This is a genomic window from Micromonospora sp. NRRL B-16802 (assembly GCF_001279555.1).
GTDB classification, from domain to species: Bacteria; Actinomycetota; Actinomycetes; order Mycobacteriales; family Micromonosporaceae; genus Micromonospora; species Micromonospora profundi.
In genome coordinates this window covers 55,409-71,478 of the sequence record NZ_LGEB01000059.1, presented here as the reverse complement: position 1 = coordinate 71,478, position 16,070 = coordinate 55,409, and the positions used below count along the sequence as shown (strand labels likewise).

Sequence of the window (16,070 nt, the reverse complement as noted above, 5' to 3'; positions counted from 1 at the left end):
GCCTGGTGGCTCAATGTGAACCGGGTGCCGGCGGCGGAAAGCCCCGGTCACGGTCGCATCCGGTACGCGGGCGGTCACCCGCGCTCTGTGAGCCGGGCGAGTACCCGCCGGAGGTGCCGGCCAAACCGGCGAAATTGTCGTCTCGTTTCAGCCATCGACGCCCGGTTCGACGAGCGCGGGATGTCGAGGGTCGTCGGCCCGTACCACCACGTCGGCGAAGCTTGCGGGGACGACCTCGTCGGCGTACCTGTCGAAGGCCGGAAGCGTCCACTCCTGGGACGGCCCGGTGCGTCGGCGCAACGCCGCAGACGACAGCTGAAGGTGGACTGTCACGTCGAAGGGCAGACCCCCGCCGAGCAGCAGCGCGCCGCTGACAAGGACCACACCACCGGGCGGCAGGTCGACGTACCGGGCCCGGCTGGCCCGGTCGGCGGTGGCGTCCCACAGCGACGGGAGCAGTCGGCCGTCGCCGCCGGGGCCGGCCGGGTCGAGCACCTCACGGCGTAGCCCCGGCTCGTCGACCCAGCCCTCGTAGTAGGAGTCCGGGTTGGTCCGGCCGAGTTCGAAGCGCAGCGAGGCGGGCCGCAGGAAGTCGGCGGCGCGGACGTGCAGCACCGGGCGTCCCCGGGCGCGCAGCGGGTCCACCAGAGCCTCGGCCAGCTCGTCCGGGCCGGCGGCGGGGGCGCCGTCGACGGCCACCCGCAACCGGGCGGGCTCGGCGTCGGTGGCGGCGTCGACGAGCCGGCCGGTCAGCTCCGCGACGAGCAGGTCGGGCGAGATGGGACGGATACGCACCGGACCATCCTGCCCCGCGTCGGACAGGCGGAGGGCGGCGGTCAGCCGGTGCGGTCGATGGTGACGCGGGCGTCGTCGGCCAGCCGGTAGCCCACGCCGTAGACGGTGGTGACAAGGGGGACGTCCACGCCGACCTTGCCCCGCAGCCGGCGGACGTGCACGTCGACGGTACGCACGCCGGCATGCTCGTAGCCCCACACGGCGTTGAGCAGTTGCAGCCGGGTGAACACCCGCCGGGGGTGGGCGACCAGGTGCAGCAGGAGGTCGAACTCAAGTCGGGTCAGCGGCAGCGGCTCGCCGTCGCGCAGCACCGACCGGGACGAGGCCAGGATGTGCAGGGCGGGGATGGTCGGGGTGAGCGCCCGGGCCGGCGACCTCGTGGCCGGTGGCGAATCGGGGCGGCGCTCGGCCGGGACCGCGTTGACGACGACGCCCTCACCCTGCTCCAGCATCTCGCGGGCCGCCTCGAGCAGCCGTCGGGCCGGTGCGGTCAGCGACTCCTCGCAGGCCAACGGAATGGACAGCGTCACAGTGAGCATCGGCGCCACGGTGCTCGCCGGGCGGCGCTGACCGCCAGGGGGTCGACCGGGAACCGCGGGTTGGGACGTATGCCATCCGGCGCGCGACGAGGCGGGGCTGACCGACATGGTCCTCCTTGGGCTGGTCCGGGTATCTCCCCACGGCCCGGGACGCCGCTTCATCGATGCTTCCCGGCGCCTGAGCGAGGGTCAAGAGGCGGCTGCGTTGCATGAATGTGACAATTGACGAACACATCGCAGCCAGACGCTCGCTCTGCGTGCGACGTCAGATGATTACAGCAGAGCCACCGGGATGCCCCGATACGGGGGTCCCCGTCCTGTTCAGCGGTTTGTCGCGAGCCGCCTCCGCTCGGCCGCCCGCCCGCTGGTCAGCGCGTGTGGTCCACGCTGATCCGCGCCTCGTCGGCCAGCCGGTAGCCCACCCCGTGGACGGTGGTGACCACCTCCACGCCGTCCAGCTTCGCGCGCAGGCGACGTACGTGCACGTCCACGGTGCGGAGGACCGCGTGCTCGTAACCCCAGACGTTCGACAGCAACTGGAGGCGGGTGAAGACGCGGCGCGGGTGCTCGGCCAGGAACAACAGCAGGTCGTACTCGATGCGGGTCAGCGCCACCACCCGCTCACCGCGACGGACCGCCCGCGAGCCGGCCAGGATGCGCACGTGGTCGAAGTCGGCGGTGGCGGCGGGCGGCGGCTCCGGGACGACGGCGGCGGTGTCGGTCGCGCTCATCTGCCCCTCGCCCGACTCGGCAAGCTCGCCGAGCAGCTGCACCAATCGGGCAAGCCGAGGGCTCAACGGGCCGGGGGTGAGATCCAGCGTGATGGTCAGGGTCGGGCCGGTGCGCTGACGGTTGGGGCGGGCCACCGGGTGGGGACGCGCGGGGATGGCGACGACGGACATGGTGCCTCCTGAGATGGCGGTACGCCCGCCACGCCCGGTGCGGCGTGACGGTCAGCGGCGCGCCCAGCCGGCGGTGACCGGAGACGCGAGGGGGGACGCGTGGTGCAGCGGGGTCGGGCCGAGGGCCGGCAGGCCGGCGATCCGCCAGGCCGCGAAGCCACCGTCGACGTCGGTGGCCCGGTGCAGCCCGATGTCCTGCAACGCGGCGGCGGCGAGCGACGAGGTGTAGCCCTCCTGGCACAGGATCACCACCGGCACGTCGTAGTCGACGGCTTGCGGCAGGCGGGCCGGGCAACGCGGGTCGAAGCGCCACTCCAGCACGTTGCGTTCGACAACGAGGGAGCCCGGCACGACGCCGTGCGCGGCCCGTTGTGCGGCCGGCCGGATGTCGACAAGCAGGGCACCGGCCCGGTACGCCAGGTGCGCCCGCTCCGGGTCGAGCCGGTCGAGCCGGGCGCGGGCGGCGGCCAGGATCTCGTCGATGCCGCGGGAGCCCGGCGGCGGCACGGGAGCCGGACAGTGGTCGGCGATGACCTGCATTATCGGGTTCCTTCCGGTGACGGGGGTTATTCGATGCCGGCTGTCGTTCACCAGGACCGGCCGGCCTCGGCGACCTCGGCGGCGCGCAGGCGACCGTCGACAAGCTCGTAGCGGGTCATCCGGCGCAGCGCCGGCCGGTAGACGTGCACGCTCACCGCCGGCGTCGAACCCCTGTTGGTGACGACGTGCACGTGCCGGCTGCCGAAGCGGCGACCGGAACCGGCGGGCAGCAGCCGGGGACGCAGTCGCCCTCCGCTGACCGTCTCCTCGGTGAGCGCTCCGGCGACCACCCGGAACGCGCCTGCGGAACCCCCGTGGTCGTGCAGGTCGGTGCCCTGGCCGGGCAGCCAGCTCAGCGCCCACACCTCGTGGTCGACGCCGGTGGCGAGCCGGGCGTACCAGCGCTGCACGCTGTCGAATCGCAGTGCGACCGGCCACCTGGTCGGGTCGGCCCATTCGGCGGCGACGGCCAGCAGGTCGGTGTCCGTGTGGTAGTGGATCATCGGTGTTTCCTCGCGGGTCGTTCGACGGGGTGCCTCCGTACTCTAGCCGTCAAACCCTATAGGTTTAGTAGGTAATTTCAGATGCCGGGACGCCTGACTCCAGAGCGCGGATTCAGCGCAGCACCGGCGGGTCCACCCGGTAGCCCGGCACCGACGGCCACCGCACTGTCAGCACCGTCGAGGCCAGCTCGGCGTACCAGGAGTGATCCACTCCCCGCGCCCACACCACGTAGTCACCGGGCGCGGACAACCGCACCGTCCGGTCCGGCAGCTCGACCCGGAAACACCCCTGCACGAGAACGAGCAGCGTGGTCCGACGCTCCCCGGTGGCCCACCGGGAACGCGCCTCCCCCGGCCGGTGCACACCCCACTTCACCTCGACGTCGGTGCTGTGCCGGATCTCCCCCGGCGGCGCGAAGTGCCCGAGCAGCCAGCCCGCGTTGCCGGCGCCATCGACACCCGCGTTGCCCACGTAGACCGTCTCACCCATCGGACCCCTCCCCCGCCTGCCCCTGGCCTGCGCGAACGCGGCCCATCGGCCGGGCCCCGACGCACCTGCCGGCCGAGCAACCTATCAGGACGCCGACGGCTAGCCTGGACCGGTGACCGACGACCTTGACGCCGAGACCCTCGCGTTCGCGCACCGGATGTTCGACCTGGCCCGCGCGGGCTCCACCGAGGAACTGGCCGCCCAGATCGACGCCGGCCTGCCGGTCAACCTCACCAACGACAAGGGCGACACGCTGCTGATCCTGGCCGCCTACCACGCCCACCCGGACACGGTGGCCGCCCTGCTGGACCGCGGCGCCGACCACACCCGCACCAACGACCGGGGGCAGACCGCGCTCGCCGCCGCCGTGTTCCGCAGCAGCGCCGACGCCGTCCGCGCGCTCCTCGCCGCCGGGGCCGATCCGGCGTACGGCAACCCGTCGGCGGCCGACACCGCACAGTTCTTCAACCTGCCGGACATGGCCGAGCTGCTCCGGGCCGGCTGACGCCGACACCGATCGACCGGTATACAGGGGCGATGGAAGGTCCCCTGCCCGAACAGATGCGCGCCGCCGGCACCTCGTTGCTGGCCGCGCTCGACCCCCCGACCCGCGCCGCGGCCGGCTACGCGTTCGACGACGAGGACGCCCGCCGCTGGCTGGAGTACCGGCCGCGCCCCCGCCCCGGCGTCAGCCTCGCCGACCTGGACACCGCCGGGCGCAAGGCCGCGCACCGGCTCCTGGCCACCGCGCTCAGCCCCTCGGCGTACGCCCAGGCGATGGCGATCATCGCGCTGGAGGAGGTCCTCGACCGGGCCGAGGGATGGCGACGCGGGCGACACAGCGGCGACTACTGGGTGGCAGTCTTCGGTGATCCGGCACGCGACGACCGGTGGGCGTGGCGGCTGGAAGGCCACCACCTGTCGGTGACAATGACCGTTGTGGACGACCAGGTCTCCCCCGCCCCGATCTTCTTCGGCGCGAACCCGGCCGCCGTCCGCTACGCCGGGCGCCCCGTCTCCCGACCGCTCGGAGTCGAGGAAGACCTCGCCCGCGCCCTCCTCGACGCGCTCGGACCGACCGAACGGGCCGCCGCGATCATCGCCGACGAGGCTCCGGCGGACATCATCAGCGCCACCCGCCCCCGCGTCGACGGCCCACTGGAACCACTCGGCGTACCTGCCGACCGGCTCGGCCCCACCGGACGCGCGCTGCTGCACCAGGTCGTCGCGCTCTACCTTGACCGGCTGCCGCCCGAACTGGCCGCCACGGAAGCGGCCCGCCTCGACGCCGGCCAACTGCACTTCGCCTGGGCCGGCCCGACCCGACCGGGCCAGCGCCATTACTACCGGGTGCAGGGCGACGACCTACTCATCGAGTACGACAACACGAGCGACGACGGCAACCACGCGCACACTGTGCTCCGCCGGCCCGCGAGTGACTTCGGCACCGACGTCCTGGCAACCCACCACAAGTCCCACCCCCACTAGCCCGTCCGCCAAGCCGAGCAGGCCAGGGCCGCCGCACCCCGCCCCGGTCGACCCGCGCTGCGCCGTCCCGCCTCGCTGTGCCCCGCCTCGCCCTCGCCCCCATCCTGCCTCCCCCCACCCCGCCCCGCCCCCGTCGATCATGGAGTTGTGGTGGGCGGCGTGTCCTGGTGCGCCGCTTTTGTCAGGCACCACAACTCCATGATCGACGGTGTGGGGGTCAGGGGCGGGTCGCTTCGATGAGGAAACGTTCAGCGTGGGCCACGAAGGAGCCGTCGGTGGTGATGCGGCGATGCAGGGCCAGCAGCGCGGGACGGTGGGCCTGCACCGTGAAGCCGGGCACCGTCCAGATCACCTTGCGGAGAAACCAGACCACCGCGCCGATGTCGAAGAAGACCGCACGCAGCCTGGCCCGCCGCAGGTCGATCACCCGCAACCCGGCGGCCTCAGCGTCGGCCGCCGCCTGCTCGGGGTGCCGCGATGCCGGCGCTGGCAACGGGCCGAGGATCGCCTCGCTCAGCTCCCGCATGGTGCCCGGCCCGATCTGCTGCGACAGGTACGTCCCACCCGGGCGCAGCACCCGCGCCGTCTCCACCCAGTCGGTGCGTACCGGATGCCGGCTCACCACCAGGTCGAAGGAACCGTCACGAAACGGCAGCGCCGACTCCGGGGCGACGGCCACCACCGTCGCGCCGACCCGCCGCAGTGTCCGGCGGGCCACCCTGACGTTCGGCGGCCACGCCTCGGTGGCCACCAGCACCTTCGGGGGACGTGGCACCTCGGCGAGCACCTCACCTCCGCCGGTGTCCACGTCCAGCGCGGCGTCAGCTCGGGTCATGTGGTCGGCGACCAGCCGCGCGTACCGCCAGGGCGGCCGCTCCTCGGTGGCCCGGCCGGCCAGCCAGTCGAAACCCCAGCCGTCGACCGGCGCGGCGGCGGCTTCGGCGATCAGATCCTCGACCTCGCGGGCGTCGTTCATGGCGGTCAGCCTCGCCGGATGGCGTCCCGACCGGCAAGCCATTTGCCTCCGGCTGACCCGCCCCACCAACCTCACACCATCCAGCCGCACCGCACCCGCTGGTCCGAACCGAGCCTGACAGAGCCGGGCCCAGACGGGCAGGACCAGGCAGGACCGGGCCGAGCCTCACCAGACTGGGGGCGCACCGAACTAAGCCGAGGCGGGTCACCGGACCGATCCAGCCGGCCCTACCCGAGCTGACCGGAGCCAGCCCGGCCGGGCGAGCCGAACAGGGCCGGCCGGACCGGGCGAGCCGAACAGGGCCGGCCGGACCGGGCGAGCCGAACAGGGCCGGCCGGACCGGGCGAGCCGAACAGGGCCGGACCAAGCAGGCGACGGCGCTGTCGTGCCGGAGGCGGCCCGTCGGGTCGGGCCTGGTTGTGGTGGGGCGGTCAGGAGCGAGGGGGGACGATCTCCACGGTGGAACCGGCGAGCGCGTCGAAGCTGCCGGCCTCGGTCCGGCCCGCGTCGAACTGGCGCATGAGCCGCGCGCCCAGGTGCACACCGACCCCGCCGATGGCCAGGGCGACCAGTTCGGCGATCAGGATCGCGACCGACGCGCCGCGCTGCGGAGACTGTGCCCGGACCAGGCAGGCGACCAGGAACATGCCGGCCATCGCCGTGTTGGCCAGGTTGAAGGCGATAGCGGTACGACGGGTACGGTCGCCCGGCACGTCCCACAGGTCGATCATGCCGGCCACCACGGTGAGCGCGGCGGCGACAAGCGCGGCGACGCCGGTCCAGTAGCCGACCTCACCGAGGAACGCAGGCCCTCCGATGACGTCGGTGAAATCGAAGACGGCGGCGCTGACAAAGAGCCCCATCGGGAACGTCACAAGCATCGGTTGGATCGGATGCCCCTGCACCCGCAGCCGGCTCTGCATCGGTCCTCCCCAGGTTTGTGCAGCTCAGGAATTCAGAGTGCTACCCGGGTCATCCGATTGTGAAACGATTCCGCCCCGCTCACCACCGACCGGGACAACGGGCACGCCCACCCCACACATTGATCGACTCGATTTCCTGGAAATCGGGGTGTCCACATCGCAAGGACACCCCGATTTCATGGAACCCGAGTCGATCATGGGCGCGTGCGGCGGGCGCGGCAGGCGCTCAGCGAGCGCCCGCCTACGCGGCGGACGCTTGGCGGTCAGCTCTCGCGGGGACGGGAAACCGTGCGGACGAGACGTTCCGCCACCTGGCGCAGCGGGATGTCCAGCGACGAGGCGGCGGCACGCAACACACCGAGGGCCTCGGCCGGCGGGCAGCCGCGCTGCGTCATGATCACACCCACGGCCTGTCCCACCACCCCGTTAAGCAGAAGCTTGGCGTCCCGCTCGTCGGCGAGCACCTGCTGCCGACCCCGGTCGCGTACGGCGGCAAGCAGCAGGCCAGCGTGTTCGGCGAGCAGCATCGCTGTCAACTGGTGCTGCGGGGTGAGCACGTCCGGGGCGCCGGCGTACAGGTTGATGGCCCCGATCACCTGGTCGTCGATGTCGACAGGTGCGGAGATGACGCCGCGTACGCCGAGGTCACGGGCACGTGCGGTCCAGGCCGGCCAGCGCGCCTCGGCGGCCAGGTCGGCGGCGAGGATCATCTCGCGGCGCTGGATAGCGCTCATGGCCGGCGAGTCGGGCCCGTGTCGCAGGTCGTCGAGGCCGGCCATCCGCTCGTCGGAGGCGGCCACACCGGCCGGCTCGCCGGCCCGCAGCGCGGTGAACCCACACCAGCGGACCCCCGCCACCGCATCCCGCGTGACCCGGACCAGCGCCAGCAGGGCCTCATCGAAATCGGTCAGCGCGATGAGGCCGGCGGTCAGTTCCCGCAGCAGCGCGGCCGTCTCCAACACGCCGAGCCGTTCGACCACCGGTTCCCGCGTGTCCAGGTTCACCGGCGCACTGCCCTCGTGCGCCCTCGCGTGCGTCCCGCCGACGTCGTCACGTGTGCCATCGTCTGCTCTCTTCCGACTTGACCGACCCGCCCTACTACCCTCGCAAACCGGGATCGAAACGGCGAACCCGGGGCCTGCCCGGCACGCCGGACGTGCCGCGAAGACCTGAACGCGCAACGCACGAGCCGCAACCCCGAATCCCAAACAAAGGGCACGACAGTAACCCGGCGGCCGTCACGGCCACAACGCCGACCGCCCTGCGGGCGCACGACCGAAACCCGATGACGTACGGCCACAGCCTCGGACGCCAGGCAGACGCGCCGCGACGACCCGCAGCGGAACCCCGACCGGCACACGAAAGCGCGACCGGGGCCCCCTACGGGCGATGGGCGGGGAAGGCAGGCCGAGTCAGCGGGGGGCGCCGCTGAGCCGCCGTCCCACCGAGGCAATGAGCCGGTCCAGCTCGGAGCCGAACGGGTTGTCGTGCACCAGGTACGTCCAGGTGGCGGTCGGCCGGACCAGGGTGCTCTCCTCGGGCTCCCAGTCCTCGTCGAATTCGGTCTCCTCGAATGTGGCGAGGGTACGGGCTTCGATCTCCGGCACGAGGTTGTTGAACGCCGGTACGGCCGCCCGGTGGAACTCGTCGAGCGGGTCGAGCCGGCCCAGCGCGCGCAGGTGCACACCTTCGCGGACCTCGGACAGCTCGGCCAGGTGCTCGGCCCACAGCCGGTCCAGGTGGTAGAGCGCGATGGACCGGGCGGCGCGGGCGAGCAGGTCCTCGTCCATCTCGCTGGCCTTCTCGGGCATCTTGTCCAGCAGCATCAGCGCGGCCACGTCGCTGGTGAGCAGGCGCTCCCGGCGCTCGGCGAGGGCCTTGCGCTGCTGCTCGATCACCACGCTGTAGCGCCAGGTGTTGCGGTGGATCTCGTGGTTGACACCTTCGGCGACCCGCTGGGCGTGCTCGACGGCGTAGTCCACCTGCTCGTCGGTGACGAGCCCGTCCGCGTTCATCCGGGGCGAGGCCGGCACCGAGTCGGCGGCGTGCCGCACGACCAGGTCGTCCTCCAGGCTGACGAAGAAGACCGAGCCACCGGGGTCGCCCTGACGGCCGGCGCGGCCGCGCAGCTGGTCGTCGACCCGGCGGCTGTCGTGCCGGCCGCTGCCGATCACGTAGAGCCCACCGAGCTCGGCCACCCGCTCCTGGTCGGCCTGGTCGCTGCCGCCGAGCCGGATGTCGACGCCCCGACCGGCCATCTGGGTGGAGACGGTCACCGCGCCGTACGCGCCGGCCTCGGCGATGATCGCCGCTTCCTCGTCGTCGTTCTTGGCGTTGAGCACCACGCAGGGCACACCGGCGGCGTTGAGCCCGGCGGCCAACCCTTCGGACTCCTTGACGTCCAGCGTGCCGACAAGCACCGGCCGGCCCTTGGCGTGCCAGCGCTGGATCTCGTCGATCAGCGCCTCGTCCTTCTCGGCGCGGGTGGCGTAGATGCGGTCCGGCTCGTCCTCGCGGACACACGGGGTGTTCGGCGGGATGACCGCGACCTCAAGGCCGAAGAACTCCCGCAGCTGGTCGCCGACAAGCACCGCCGTGGCGGTCATGCCGCACACCTTGGGGTAGAGCGCGATGTACGCCTGCACGGCGATGGTGCCGAGCACCTCACCTTCGGCGGTTGCGTCCAGGCCCTCCTTGGCCTCGACGGCCGCCTGCAACCCGTCCGGCCAGCGGCGGCGCTGGGCCACCCGGCCGCGCATCTCGTCGATCAGCTCGACCGAGCCGTCCCGGACGATGTAGTCCACGTCGCGGTACAGCAGGGCGTGCGCGTGCAGCGCCACGTTGACCGCGGAGAGCTGCGCGACGTGCTCCTCGTCGTACAGGTCGATGCCGAGCTTGGCCTCGACGGCGGCCAGGCCGGTGGTGGTGAAGGCGACGTTGCGCCCGTCCTCCGCGACCGTGTAGTGCCGGTCCTTGCGCAGGCCGCGGACCAGCGCGGCGGCGGCGTGCACCGGGTCCTGCTCGCCGGGTACGGCGCCGGCGAGGACCATCGGCACCCGCGCCTCGTCGATGAGGATCGAGTCGGCCTCGTCCACGATCGCGGTGGTCAGTGCCGGCTGCACCCGGTCGGCCACGTCGGTGACCAACTGGTCGCGCAGGTAGTCGAAGCCCGCCTCGCTGACCGAGACGTACGTGACGTCGCACGAGTAGGCGTCGCGCCGCTCCTGCGGGGTGGACGCCTCGTTGACCCAGCCCACGGTGAGGCCGAGCAGTGTGTAGACGGGTTGCATCCACTGGGCGTCGCGGCGGGCCAGGTAGTCGTTGACGGTGAGCACGTGCACCGGCCCGTTGCCGAGCCGGACGTGCCCGTACGCGGCGATCGTGGCGGTCAGGGTCTTGCCCTCACCGGTGGCCATTTCGGCGACCTTGCCGGACAGCAGCGACATCGCGCCGAGCAGCTGCACGTCGTACGGCCGCTGGTCGAGGCCCCGGCGGGCGGCCTCGCGGCCGACGGCGCAGATCTCCTCGTACCCGGCGGCGACGCCGGCGGCCTCGGTCAGCTCGGCGTCGTCGAGCGCGACGAGGTCATCCTCGCGCGCCGCGATCGCCGGCAGCAGCTTCTCCAGCGGAGCAAGATCCACGGTGTGACCGGGGCGCTGCAGGAACCGCCGGAACTTGCTCTTGAACCGTTGCGACACACCCATGAGCGGCAACGGTACGCGATTCGAGCCGCCTTCTGCGGCCCGGCCGGTCGGTCATCTGCCGGCATGTCGGTACGGAACGCCCGCGGATCAGCCGACCAGCAGTTGGTGGGTGGCCAACTCCCTGTACAGAGGGTCGGTGGCGGTCAGTTCGGCGTGGGTGCCCACGGCGCTCACACGGCCGCCGTCGAGGACGACGATCTGGTCGGCGTCGACCACCGTGGCGAGCCGGTGCGCCACGATCAGCAGGGTCCGACGGACGGCCACCGCGTCGATGGCGCGGCGCAGGGCTGCCTCGTTGCGCGCGTCGAGGTTGCTCGTCGGCTCGTCCAGCAGCAGCACCGGGGGGCTCGCAAGCAGCGCTCGGCCGATGGCCAGCCGCTGCCGTTCGCCTCCGGAGAGCAGTACCCCGCCCTCCCCCACCTGCACGTCCAGGCCCTGCGGGGTGCGGTTCGCCAGGTGGCTCAGGTTGACCTCGTCGAGGACCTGGTGCAGCCGCTCGTCGGTGGCGTCCGGGGTGGTGATCAGCAGGTTCTCCCGGAGCGTGCCGGCGAGCACCGGCGCCTCCTGCTCGACATAGCCGAGCCGCGCCCGCAGCACGTCGCGGGCCAGTTCCCGCACGTCGGTGCCGTCGATGCGGACCGCGCCGGCGCTCACCTCGTAGAAGCGTTCGACGAGGGCGAGCAGCGTCGACTTGCCGGCGCCGGAGGGGCCGACAAGCGCGGTACGGGTGCCGGCGGGCACCGCGAAGCTGACGTCGTGCAGGACCTCCTGGCCCCCCGGGTAACCGAACCCCACCCGGTCGAACTCGATCATCGGGGCGGGCTGGCGCGGGGTCGCCGTGGCGCCTCCGGACGTCGGCCGGTCCGCCGCGCCCTCGGCGGGCACGGCGAGGATCTCCTCGATCCGTTGCAGCGCACCCAGGCCGCTCTGCAACTGGGTGTACGCGTTCAACACCTGGGCGAGCGGCAGGGCCAGGAAGAACAGGTACATGACGAAGGCGACCAGGTCGCCCACGGTGATCGCGCCGGCGGCCACCCGCGCCCCGCCGATGCCGAGCACCAGCAGGAAGGCCCCCTGCACGGTGATCGCGCCGATCGGGCCGACCACCGCCTGCACCCGGGCCACGCGCAGCCCCGCCGAGTACGCCTCCCGGGCGCTGCCGGCGACGGTCTCCGTCTCCCGGGCCTCGGCCCGGCTGGCACGGATGGTGCGGGCCGCCGAGATGGCCCGCTCGACCGCCGAGGTCATCTCGCCGACCCGCTCCTGGGCGGCGCGGGCCAGCGCCCGCACCCGGCGGGCGAAGGTGGCCGCGAAGCCCAGCCCCAGCCCGACCCCGAGCAGCGTGACGCCGAACAGCAGCGGGTCGAGAAGCACCATCGCGGTGCCGGCGCCGACCACCATCACCGCACCGGTGACCGTCTCGAAGAGCCCGGAGGTGACCACCGCCCGCAGCAGTGTGGTGTCCGAGCCCACCCGGGAGAGCAGGTCACCGGTGCGCCGGCTGTCGTACTCGGTGATGGGCAGTCGCAGCAGATGCGCGGCCAGCCGCCGGCGGGTGGTCAGCACCAACCCTTCGGCGGTGCGTTGCAGCAGGTAGTTGCGCAGCCCGCCGATGGCCGCGCCGAGCAGCACCAGCACGACAAGCACCGCTACCAGCCCTGACACGCCCTGGCCGTCGGTGACCCGGTCGAGCACCGACCGGGTGAGCAGCGGCTGGGTCAGCGACGCCCCGGCGCCGGCCAGCGACAACAGGCCCACCACGACGAGGGTGCCGCGGTGTTCCCGCAGGTACGGCAGCAGGGCGGTCAGACCGACGGGACGGTCCTTCGAGGTGCTGCCGTCCTTCGGGGTGCTCATTCCGGAAACGGTAGCCCGCCGACGCACCCGAACAGCGCGCCGCGGCGACGGGTCACACGGCCAGCACCACCTGCAACTCCTGGCGGCGGCGTTCGGCCAGGTCGGTGAGCAGGGTGGCCGCGTCGTCGAACGGCACCACCGCCGAGACCAGGTGCTTACCGATGGCGTCCCCGTACGCCCGCAGCAGGTCGATGGTCTCGGCCGACAGCCGCTCCCGGTCCCAGGTGGGCGCGAGGCCGCGCGGCACCCTGCCGATCTGGGCGCAGCGCAGCGCCAGCCCGTTGTGGTGGAACTCCTCGCCGAGACGGACTGCGTCCGCGCCGCCCTGGTAGAAGGCCAGGTCGATCACGGTGCCCTGGGGGCGCAGCAGCCGCAGCGCGAGCTGCAACGCCCACGCCTGGCCCCGGCACTGGAACACCACGTCGGCGCCCCGGTCACCGGCGGTGTGTGCCCACCGGGTCTTGAGGACCACCGCCGGGTCGTCGGCCTCCGGGTCGAGGGTTTCCAGTCCGAGTGCCTCGGCGACCTGTCGGCGCTGCTCGGTGGGGTCGAGGACCACCACGGAAGCGGCGCCGTGCCGCCGGGCCAGCAGGGCGGTGAGCAGCCCCACCACGCCGGCGCCGATCACGGCGACCCGCCGGCCGCGTACGCCGTCGCCGAGTGACCGCACGTCGGAGCCGTGCAGGTCGGCGGCGGCGTGCAGCAGGCCATTGGCGCAGATCGGGCCCATGTGGGCGACGTACACGCCGAGCAACGGGTCGAGGTCGTCGGGCAGCGCCACGAACCGTTCGGCGACCGGGTCGGCGAGCCAGCCGGTGCGGTGCCCGTACGTCATGGCGCCGACAGTGCCCACGGCGACCGCCGGGGTGGCGCTCTCCACCACGCGGCCGACCTGCATGTAGCCCAGGCGGGTCACCGGGTACGGGGTGCTCGCCTCGCCCGGCTGGAACAGGCCGAGGTCGGCGTTCCAGGTGACGTGCAGGTACGGGTTGGTGCCCTTGACATAGCTCAGCTCGGTACCGGCGGAGACTCCACTGAACAGGGTCTCGACGCGGAACGTGCCCGGGCGCAGCTCCGCCGCCTCCTGCTCGACGATCTCCACCCGGCCCGGCGCGCTGACCGTGACGACCCGCTCACGCATCGACCGTCACCCCCGTGGTGAGCAGCGGCGAATCGGCGGGCGCGGTGAGCCGTACCGTCGCTCCGGTCCGCGCCGAGTCGGCCACCGCGAGGGCCAGACGCTGGGTGCCAAGGGCCTCGGCGTACGGGACGCGGACGTCGTCGCCGATTCCGCGTACCGCGTCGACGAAGGCGCGGTCCACGGCCACCCGGGCGGCTTCCGGATCGGCGGGCAGGTGCCGTTCGCCGTCGGCGTCACGGATCGACAGGCCGTCCTCGGTGAGCGACAGGGCCAGCCCGTCGGCGAGGATCTCCAGCCCGGCCCGGTGCTTCCAGCCCAGCACGCAGGCCGCGCTGAGGGTGCCGACCGCGCCGTCGGCGAAGCGCAGCGCGGCGGTGGTCACCGAGTCGATGTCGGCGCCGTCGACGGGCGGGGGCGTGCCGTTGCCGTACGCCGTGACCTCGGTGACCTCGCCGGCCAGCACCCGGATGAGGTCCAGCACGTGCGCGGCCTGCTCGACGACCGGGCCGCCGGAGCGGTCCCGCACCGACCACCAGGCAACCGGCGGAACCTTGTCCAGCCAGGCGCCGCTGACCATCCGAACGGGACGCTCGGCGAGCAGCTCGCGGGCCTTGTCGACCACGCCCAGGTAACGCCAGTGGTGCCCGACGGCGGTACGCAGCCCACGTCGGGCGACGAGGTCGGCGATGCGCTCGGCGGTGACCAGGTCGACGGCGACGGGCTTCTCCACGAACATCGGCACGCCGGCGTCGATCACCGCCTCCTCGGCGGGGCCGTGCGCGAACGGCGGCACGCAGACGTACACCGCGTCCGGCGCGGCGGCCAGCAGCTCGGCGACGTCGCGGTGGACCCGCCCGCCGTGCTGCGCGGCCAGCGCCGACGCCGCATCCGGCAGCACGTCGGTCACCCCGATGAGTTCGACATCGTCGAACCCGGACAGCACGCGGGCATGGCGCTGTGCCACTCCGCCAGCGCCGATCAGACCCACCCGGCATTTCCGCATTCAACAACCTCTTTCGAGAACGTTTCTCCTTCGATGGGAGCAGTCCCCTGGGGTGTGCGCAATCAAACGTTCATGCACCGGGAACGCGACAATGTCACCACCGTGATCAAGCTGTTGCTCCGGAAACGGTTAGCGCGTGGTGGCGAGTGGGAAGAAGCACTGTCGCTATTCCACGCACGAACAAAGGGGGTGCCCGTGCGGGATACGACCGTGTCACCGGTGGTGGAGGCGTGGGCCACGTACCGGACGACCTCGGCAGCGGACTGGCCGGCGCGCCGGCTGCTGCGCGCCAAGGGGGAGAGCCGGGTCAGCGTGGTGCTGCCGGCGCGCAACGAGGAGGCCACGGTCGGAGCGATCGTGTCCACCATCCGCGAGCACCTGATGGACCGGGTCGCCCTGGTCGACGAACTGATCGTTGTGGATTCGCGGTCGACCGACCGCACCGCTCAGGTGGCCCGGGCCGCCGGCGCGGAGGTGGTCAGCCAGGACGTGATGACCCGCGGGCTGCCCCGGCTCACCGGCAAGGGCGACGCCCTCTGGGCCGGGCTCGCCGCCGCCGAAGGGGACGTGGTGGCGTTCATCGACGCCGACCTACGGGAGTTCCGACCGCACTTCGTGAGCGGGCTGCTCGGCCCGTTGCTCACCGACCCGTCGGTCGATTTCGTGAAGGGCTTCTACCACCGGCCCCTGGTGGGCACGGCAAGCGTGGAGCCCGACGGCGGGGGCCGGGTGACCGAGTTGATGGCCCGCCCGCTGCTCAACCTCTTCTGGCCCGAGCTGGCCGGCTTCGTGCAGCCGCTCGCCGGTGAGTACGCCGGCCGCCGCGACGTGCTGGCCCGGGTGCCGTTCGTCTCCGGGTACGGGGTGGAGACGGCCATGCTGATCGACCTGCTGGACCTTGTCGGCCTGGACGCGTTGGCGCAGGTCGACCTGGGCGAACGCAAGCACCGCCACCAGGACACGGCAGCCCTCGGCCGAATGTCCGCCCAGATCATGCTGACCGCCTGGTCGCGGTTGCAGCGGCGCGGCTGGGCGGCGCCCGACACGGTGCCGGAGGCCCTGTTGACGCAGTTCCGTCGGGGCGGATCGGACACCCTGCCGAACCTGGACCGCGAGATCGTGGTCAGCGACGTGTCCATCGAGGAGCGCCCGCCGCTGGCGGAGCTGCGTCACCGGGTGCCGCGTCGACGGGTGGCCGCCGCGTGAGCG

16 protein-coding genes are annotated in these 16,070 nt (G+C 72.7%); 3 read left to right on the top strand and 13 right to left on the bottom strand.

What is annotated here, in order from left to right; genetic code table 11:
• Window positions 1-147 precede the first annotated feature (147 nt).
• The 6 genes from ADK66_RS15360 to ADK66_RS15335 form a co-directional block, all read right to left on the bottom strand.
• Window positions 148-795 (bottom strand): uridine kinase, encoded by a 648-nt coding sequence (locus ADK66_RS15360; protein WP_053655774.1) that lies wholly within the window; start codon window positions 793-795, stop codon window positions 148-150.
• Between the two features lie 41 nt (window positions 796-836).
• Window positions 837-1,442 (bottom strand): winged helix-turn-helix domain-containing protein, encoded by a 606-nt coding sequence (locus ADK66_RS15355; protein WP_053655773.1) that lies wholly within the window; start codon window positions 1,440-1,442, stop codon window positions 837-839.
• Window positions 1,443-1,702: 260 nt separating this feature from the next.
• The gene (locus ADK66_RS32625) at window positions 1,703-2,236 is read right to left on the bottom strand and encodes a winged helix-turn-helix domain-containing protein (RefSeq protein WP_053655772.1); all 534 of its coding nucleotides are present in this window, start codon (window positions 2,234-2,236) and stop codon (window positions 1,703-1,705) included.
• Window positions 2,237-2,287: 51 nt separating this feature from the next.
• Complete coding sequence (locus tag ADK66_RS15345; protein ID WP_053655771.1) at window positions 2,288-2,776, bottom strand: rhodanese-like domain-containing protein; 489 nt, start codon at window positions 2,774-2,776, stop codon at window positions 2,288-2,290.
• 47 nt (window positions 2,777-2,823) lie between these two features.
• Window positions 2,824-3,279, bottom strand: coding sequence for a cysteine dioxygenase family protein (locus tag ADK66_RS15340; RefSeq protein WP_053655770.1), 456 nt, complete (start codon window positions 3,277-3,279; stop codon window positions 2,824-2,826).
• A gap of 112 nt (window positions 3,280-3,391) precedes the next feature.
• A complete protein-coding gene (locus tag ADK66_RS15335; protein ID WP_053655768.1) occupies window positions 3,392-3,769 on the bottom strand; it encodes a hypothetical protein in 378 nt (125 codons plus the stop codon).
• 112 nt (window positions 3,770-3,881) lie between these two features.
• Here ADK66_RS15335 and ADK66_RS15330 point away from each other — a divergent pair, with 112 nt between their 5' ends.
• Entirely contained in the window at window positions 3,882-4,274 is a 393-nt protein-coding gene (locus ADK66_RS15330) for an ankyrin repeat domain-containing protein (RefSeq protein ID WP_053655767.1), read from the top strand.
• Between the two features lie 32 nt (window positions 4,275-4,306).
• On the top strand, window positions 4,307-5,257 hold the full coding sequence (locus ADK66_RS15325; protein WP_053655766.1) for a DUF3500 domain-containing protein: 951 nt from the start codon (window positions 4,307-4,309) through the stop codon (window positions 5,255-5,257).
• Between the two features lie 217 nt (window positions 5,258-5,474).
• Here ADK66_RS15325 and ADK66_RS15320 read toward each other — a convergent pair whose 3' ends face one another.
• The 7 genes from ADK66_RS15320 to ADK66_RS15290 form a co-directional block, all read right to left on the bottom strand.
• Window positions 5,475-6,233: a class I SAM-dependent methyltransferase gene (locus ADK66_RS15320; protein ID WP_053655764.1), complete on the bottom strand. Its 759-nt coding sequence runs from the start codon at window positions 6,231-6,233 to the stop codon at window positions 5,475-5,477.
• Window positions 6,234-6,664: 431 nt separating this feature from the next.
• Window positions 6,665-7,156: a DUF2231 domain-containing protein gene (locus ADK66_RS15315; RefSeq protein ID WP_053655763.1), complete on the bottom strand. Its 492-nt coding sequence runs from the start codon at window positions 7,154-7,156 to the stop codon at window positions 6,665-6,667.
• A gap of 263 nt (window positions 7,157-7,419) precedes the next feature.
• The gene (locus tag ADK66_RS15310; protein WP_053655762.1) at window positions 7,420-8,160 is read right to left on the bottom strand and encodes a GAF and ANTAR domain-containing protein; all 741 of its coding nucleotides are present in this window, start codon (window positions 8,158-8,160) and stop codon (window positions 7,420-7,422) included.
• Between the two features lie 408 nt (window positions 8,161-8,568).
• Window positions 8,569-10,860, bottom strand: coding sequence for an accessory Sec system translocase SecA2 (gene secA2 / locus ADK66_RS15305; protein ID WP_053655761.1), 2,292 nt, complete (start codon window positions 10,858-10,860; stop codon window positions 8,569-8,571).
• 87 nt (window positions 10,861-10,947) lie between these two features.
• Entirely contained in the window at window positions 10,948-12,717 is a 1,770-nt protein-coding gene (locus ADK66_RS15300; RefSeq protein WP_053655759.1) for an ABC transporter ATP-binding protein, read from the bottom strand.
• 52 nt (window positions 12,718-12,769) lie between these two features.
• Window positions 12,770-13,858 carry a zinc-binding alcohol dehydrogenase gene (locus ADK66_RS15295; protein ID WP_053655758.1) on the bottom strand — a complete coding sequence of 363 codons (1,089 nt, stop codon included), beginning with the start codon at window positions 13,856-13,858 and terminating at the stop codon, window positions 12,770-12,772.
• Window positions 13,851-14,861, bottom strand: coding sequence for a Gfo/Idh/MocA family protein (locus ADK66_RS15290; RefSeq protein ID WP_053655757.1), 1,011 nt, complete (start codon window positions 14,859-14,861; stop codon window positions 13,851-13,853). The genes ADK66_RS15295 and ADK66_RS15290 overlap by 8 nt, the downstream gene beginning before the upstream one ends.
• Before the next feature lie 222 nt (window positions 14,862-15,083).
• On the opposite strand from ADK66_RS15290, the gene ADK66_RS15285 reads away from it, so the two are divergent.
• The gene (locus ADK66_RS15285; protein ID WP_231640044.1) at window positions 15,084-16,067 is read left to right on the top strand and encodes a glucosyl-3-phosphoglycerate synthase; all 984 of its coding nucleotides are present in this window, start codon (window positions 15,084-15,086) and stop codon (window positions 16,065-16,067) included.
• Window positions 16,068-16,070 lie beyond the last annotated feature (3 nt).

Coding starts and splice junctions, on each gene's coding strand:
- ADK66_RS15355 (WP_053655773.1), bottom strand. CDS start 1,442: ATGTCGGTCAGCCCCGCCTCGTCGCGCGCCGGATGGCATACGTCCCAA.
- ADK66_RS32625 (WP_053655772.1), bottom strand. CDS start 2,236: ATGTCCGTCGTCGCCATCCCCGCGCGTCCCCACCCGGTGGCCCGCCCC.
- ADK66_RS15345 (WP_053655771.1), bottom strand. CDS start 2,776: ATGCAGGTCATCGCCGACCACTGTCCGGCTCCCGTGCCGCCGCCGGGC.
- ADK66_RS15340 (WP_053655770.1), bottom strand. CDS start 3,279: ATGATCCACTACCACACGGACACCGACCTGCTGGCCGTCGCCGCCGAA.
- ADK66_RS15335 (WP_053655768.1), bottom strand. CDS start 3,769: ATGGGTGAGACGGTCTACGTGGGCAACGCGGGTGTCGATGGCGCCGGC.
- ADK66_RS15325 (WP_053655766.1), top strand. CDS start 4,307: ATGGAAGGTCCCCTGCCCGAACAGATGCGCGCCGCCGGCACCTCGTTG.
- ADK66_RS15320 (WP_053655764.1), bottom strand. CDS start 6,233: ATGAACGACGCCCGCGAGGTCGAGGATCTGATCGCCGAAGCCGCCGCC.
- ADK66_RS15315 (WP_053655763.1), bottom strand. CDS start 7,156: ATGCAGAGCCGGCTGCGGGTGCAGGGGCATCCGATCCAACCGATGCTT.
- secA2 (WP_053655761.1), bottom strand. CDS start 10,860: ATGGGTGTGTCGCAACGGTTCAAGAGCAAGTTCCGGCGGTTCCTGCAG.
- ADK66_RS15300 (WP_053655759.1), bottom strand. CDS start 12,717: ATGAGCACCCCGAAGGACGGCAGCACCTCGAAGGACCGTCCCGTCGGT.
- ADK66_RS15295 (WP_053655758.1), bottom strand. CDS start 13,858: ATGCGTGAGCGGGTCGTCACGGTCAGCGCGCCGGGCCGGGTGGAGATC.
- ADK66_RS15290 (WP_053655757.1), bottom strand. CDS start 14,861: ATGCGGAAATGCCGGGTGGGTCTGATCGGCGCTGGCGGAGTGGCACAG.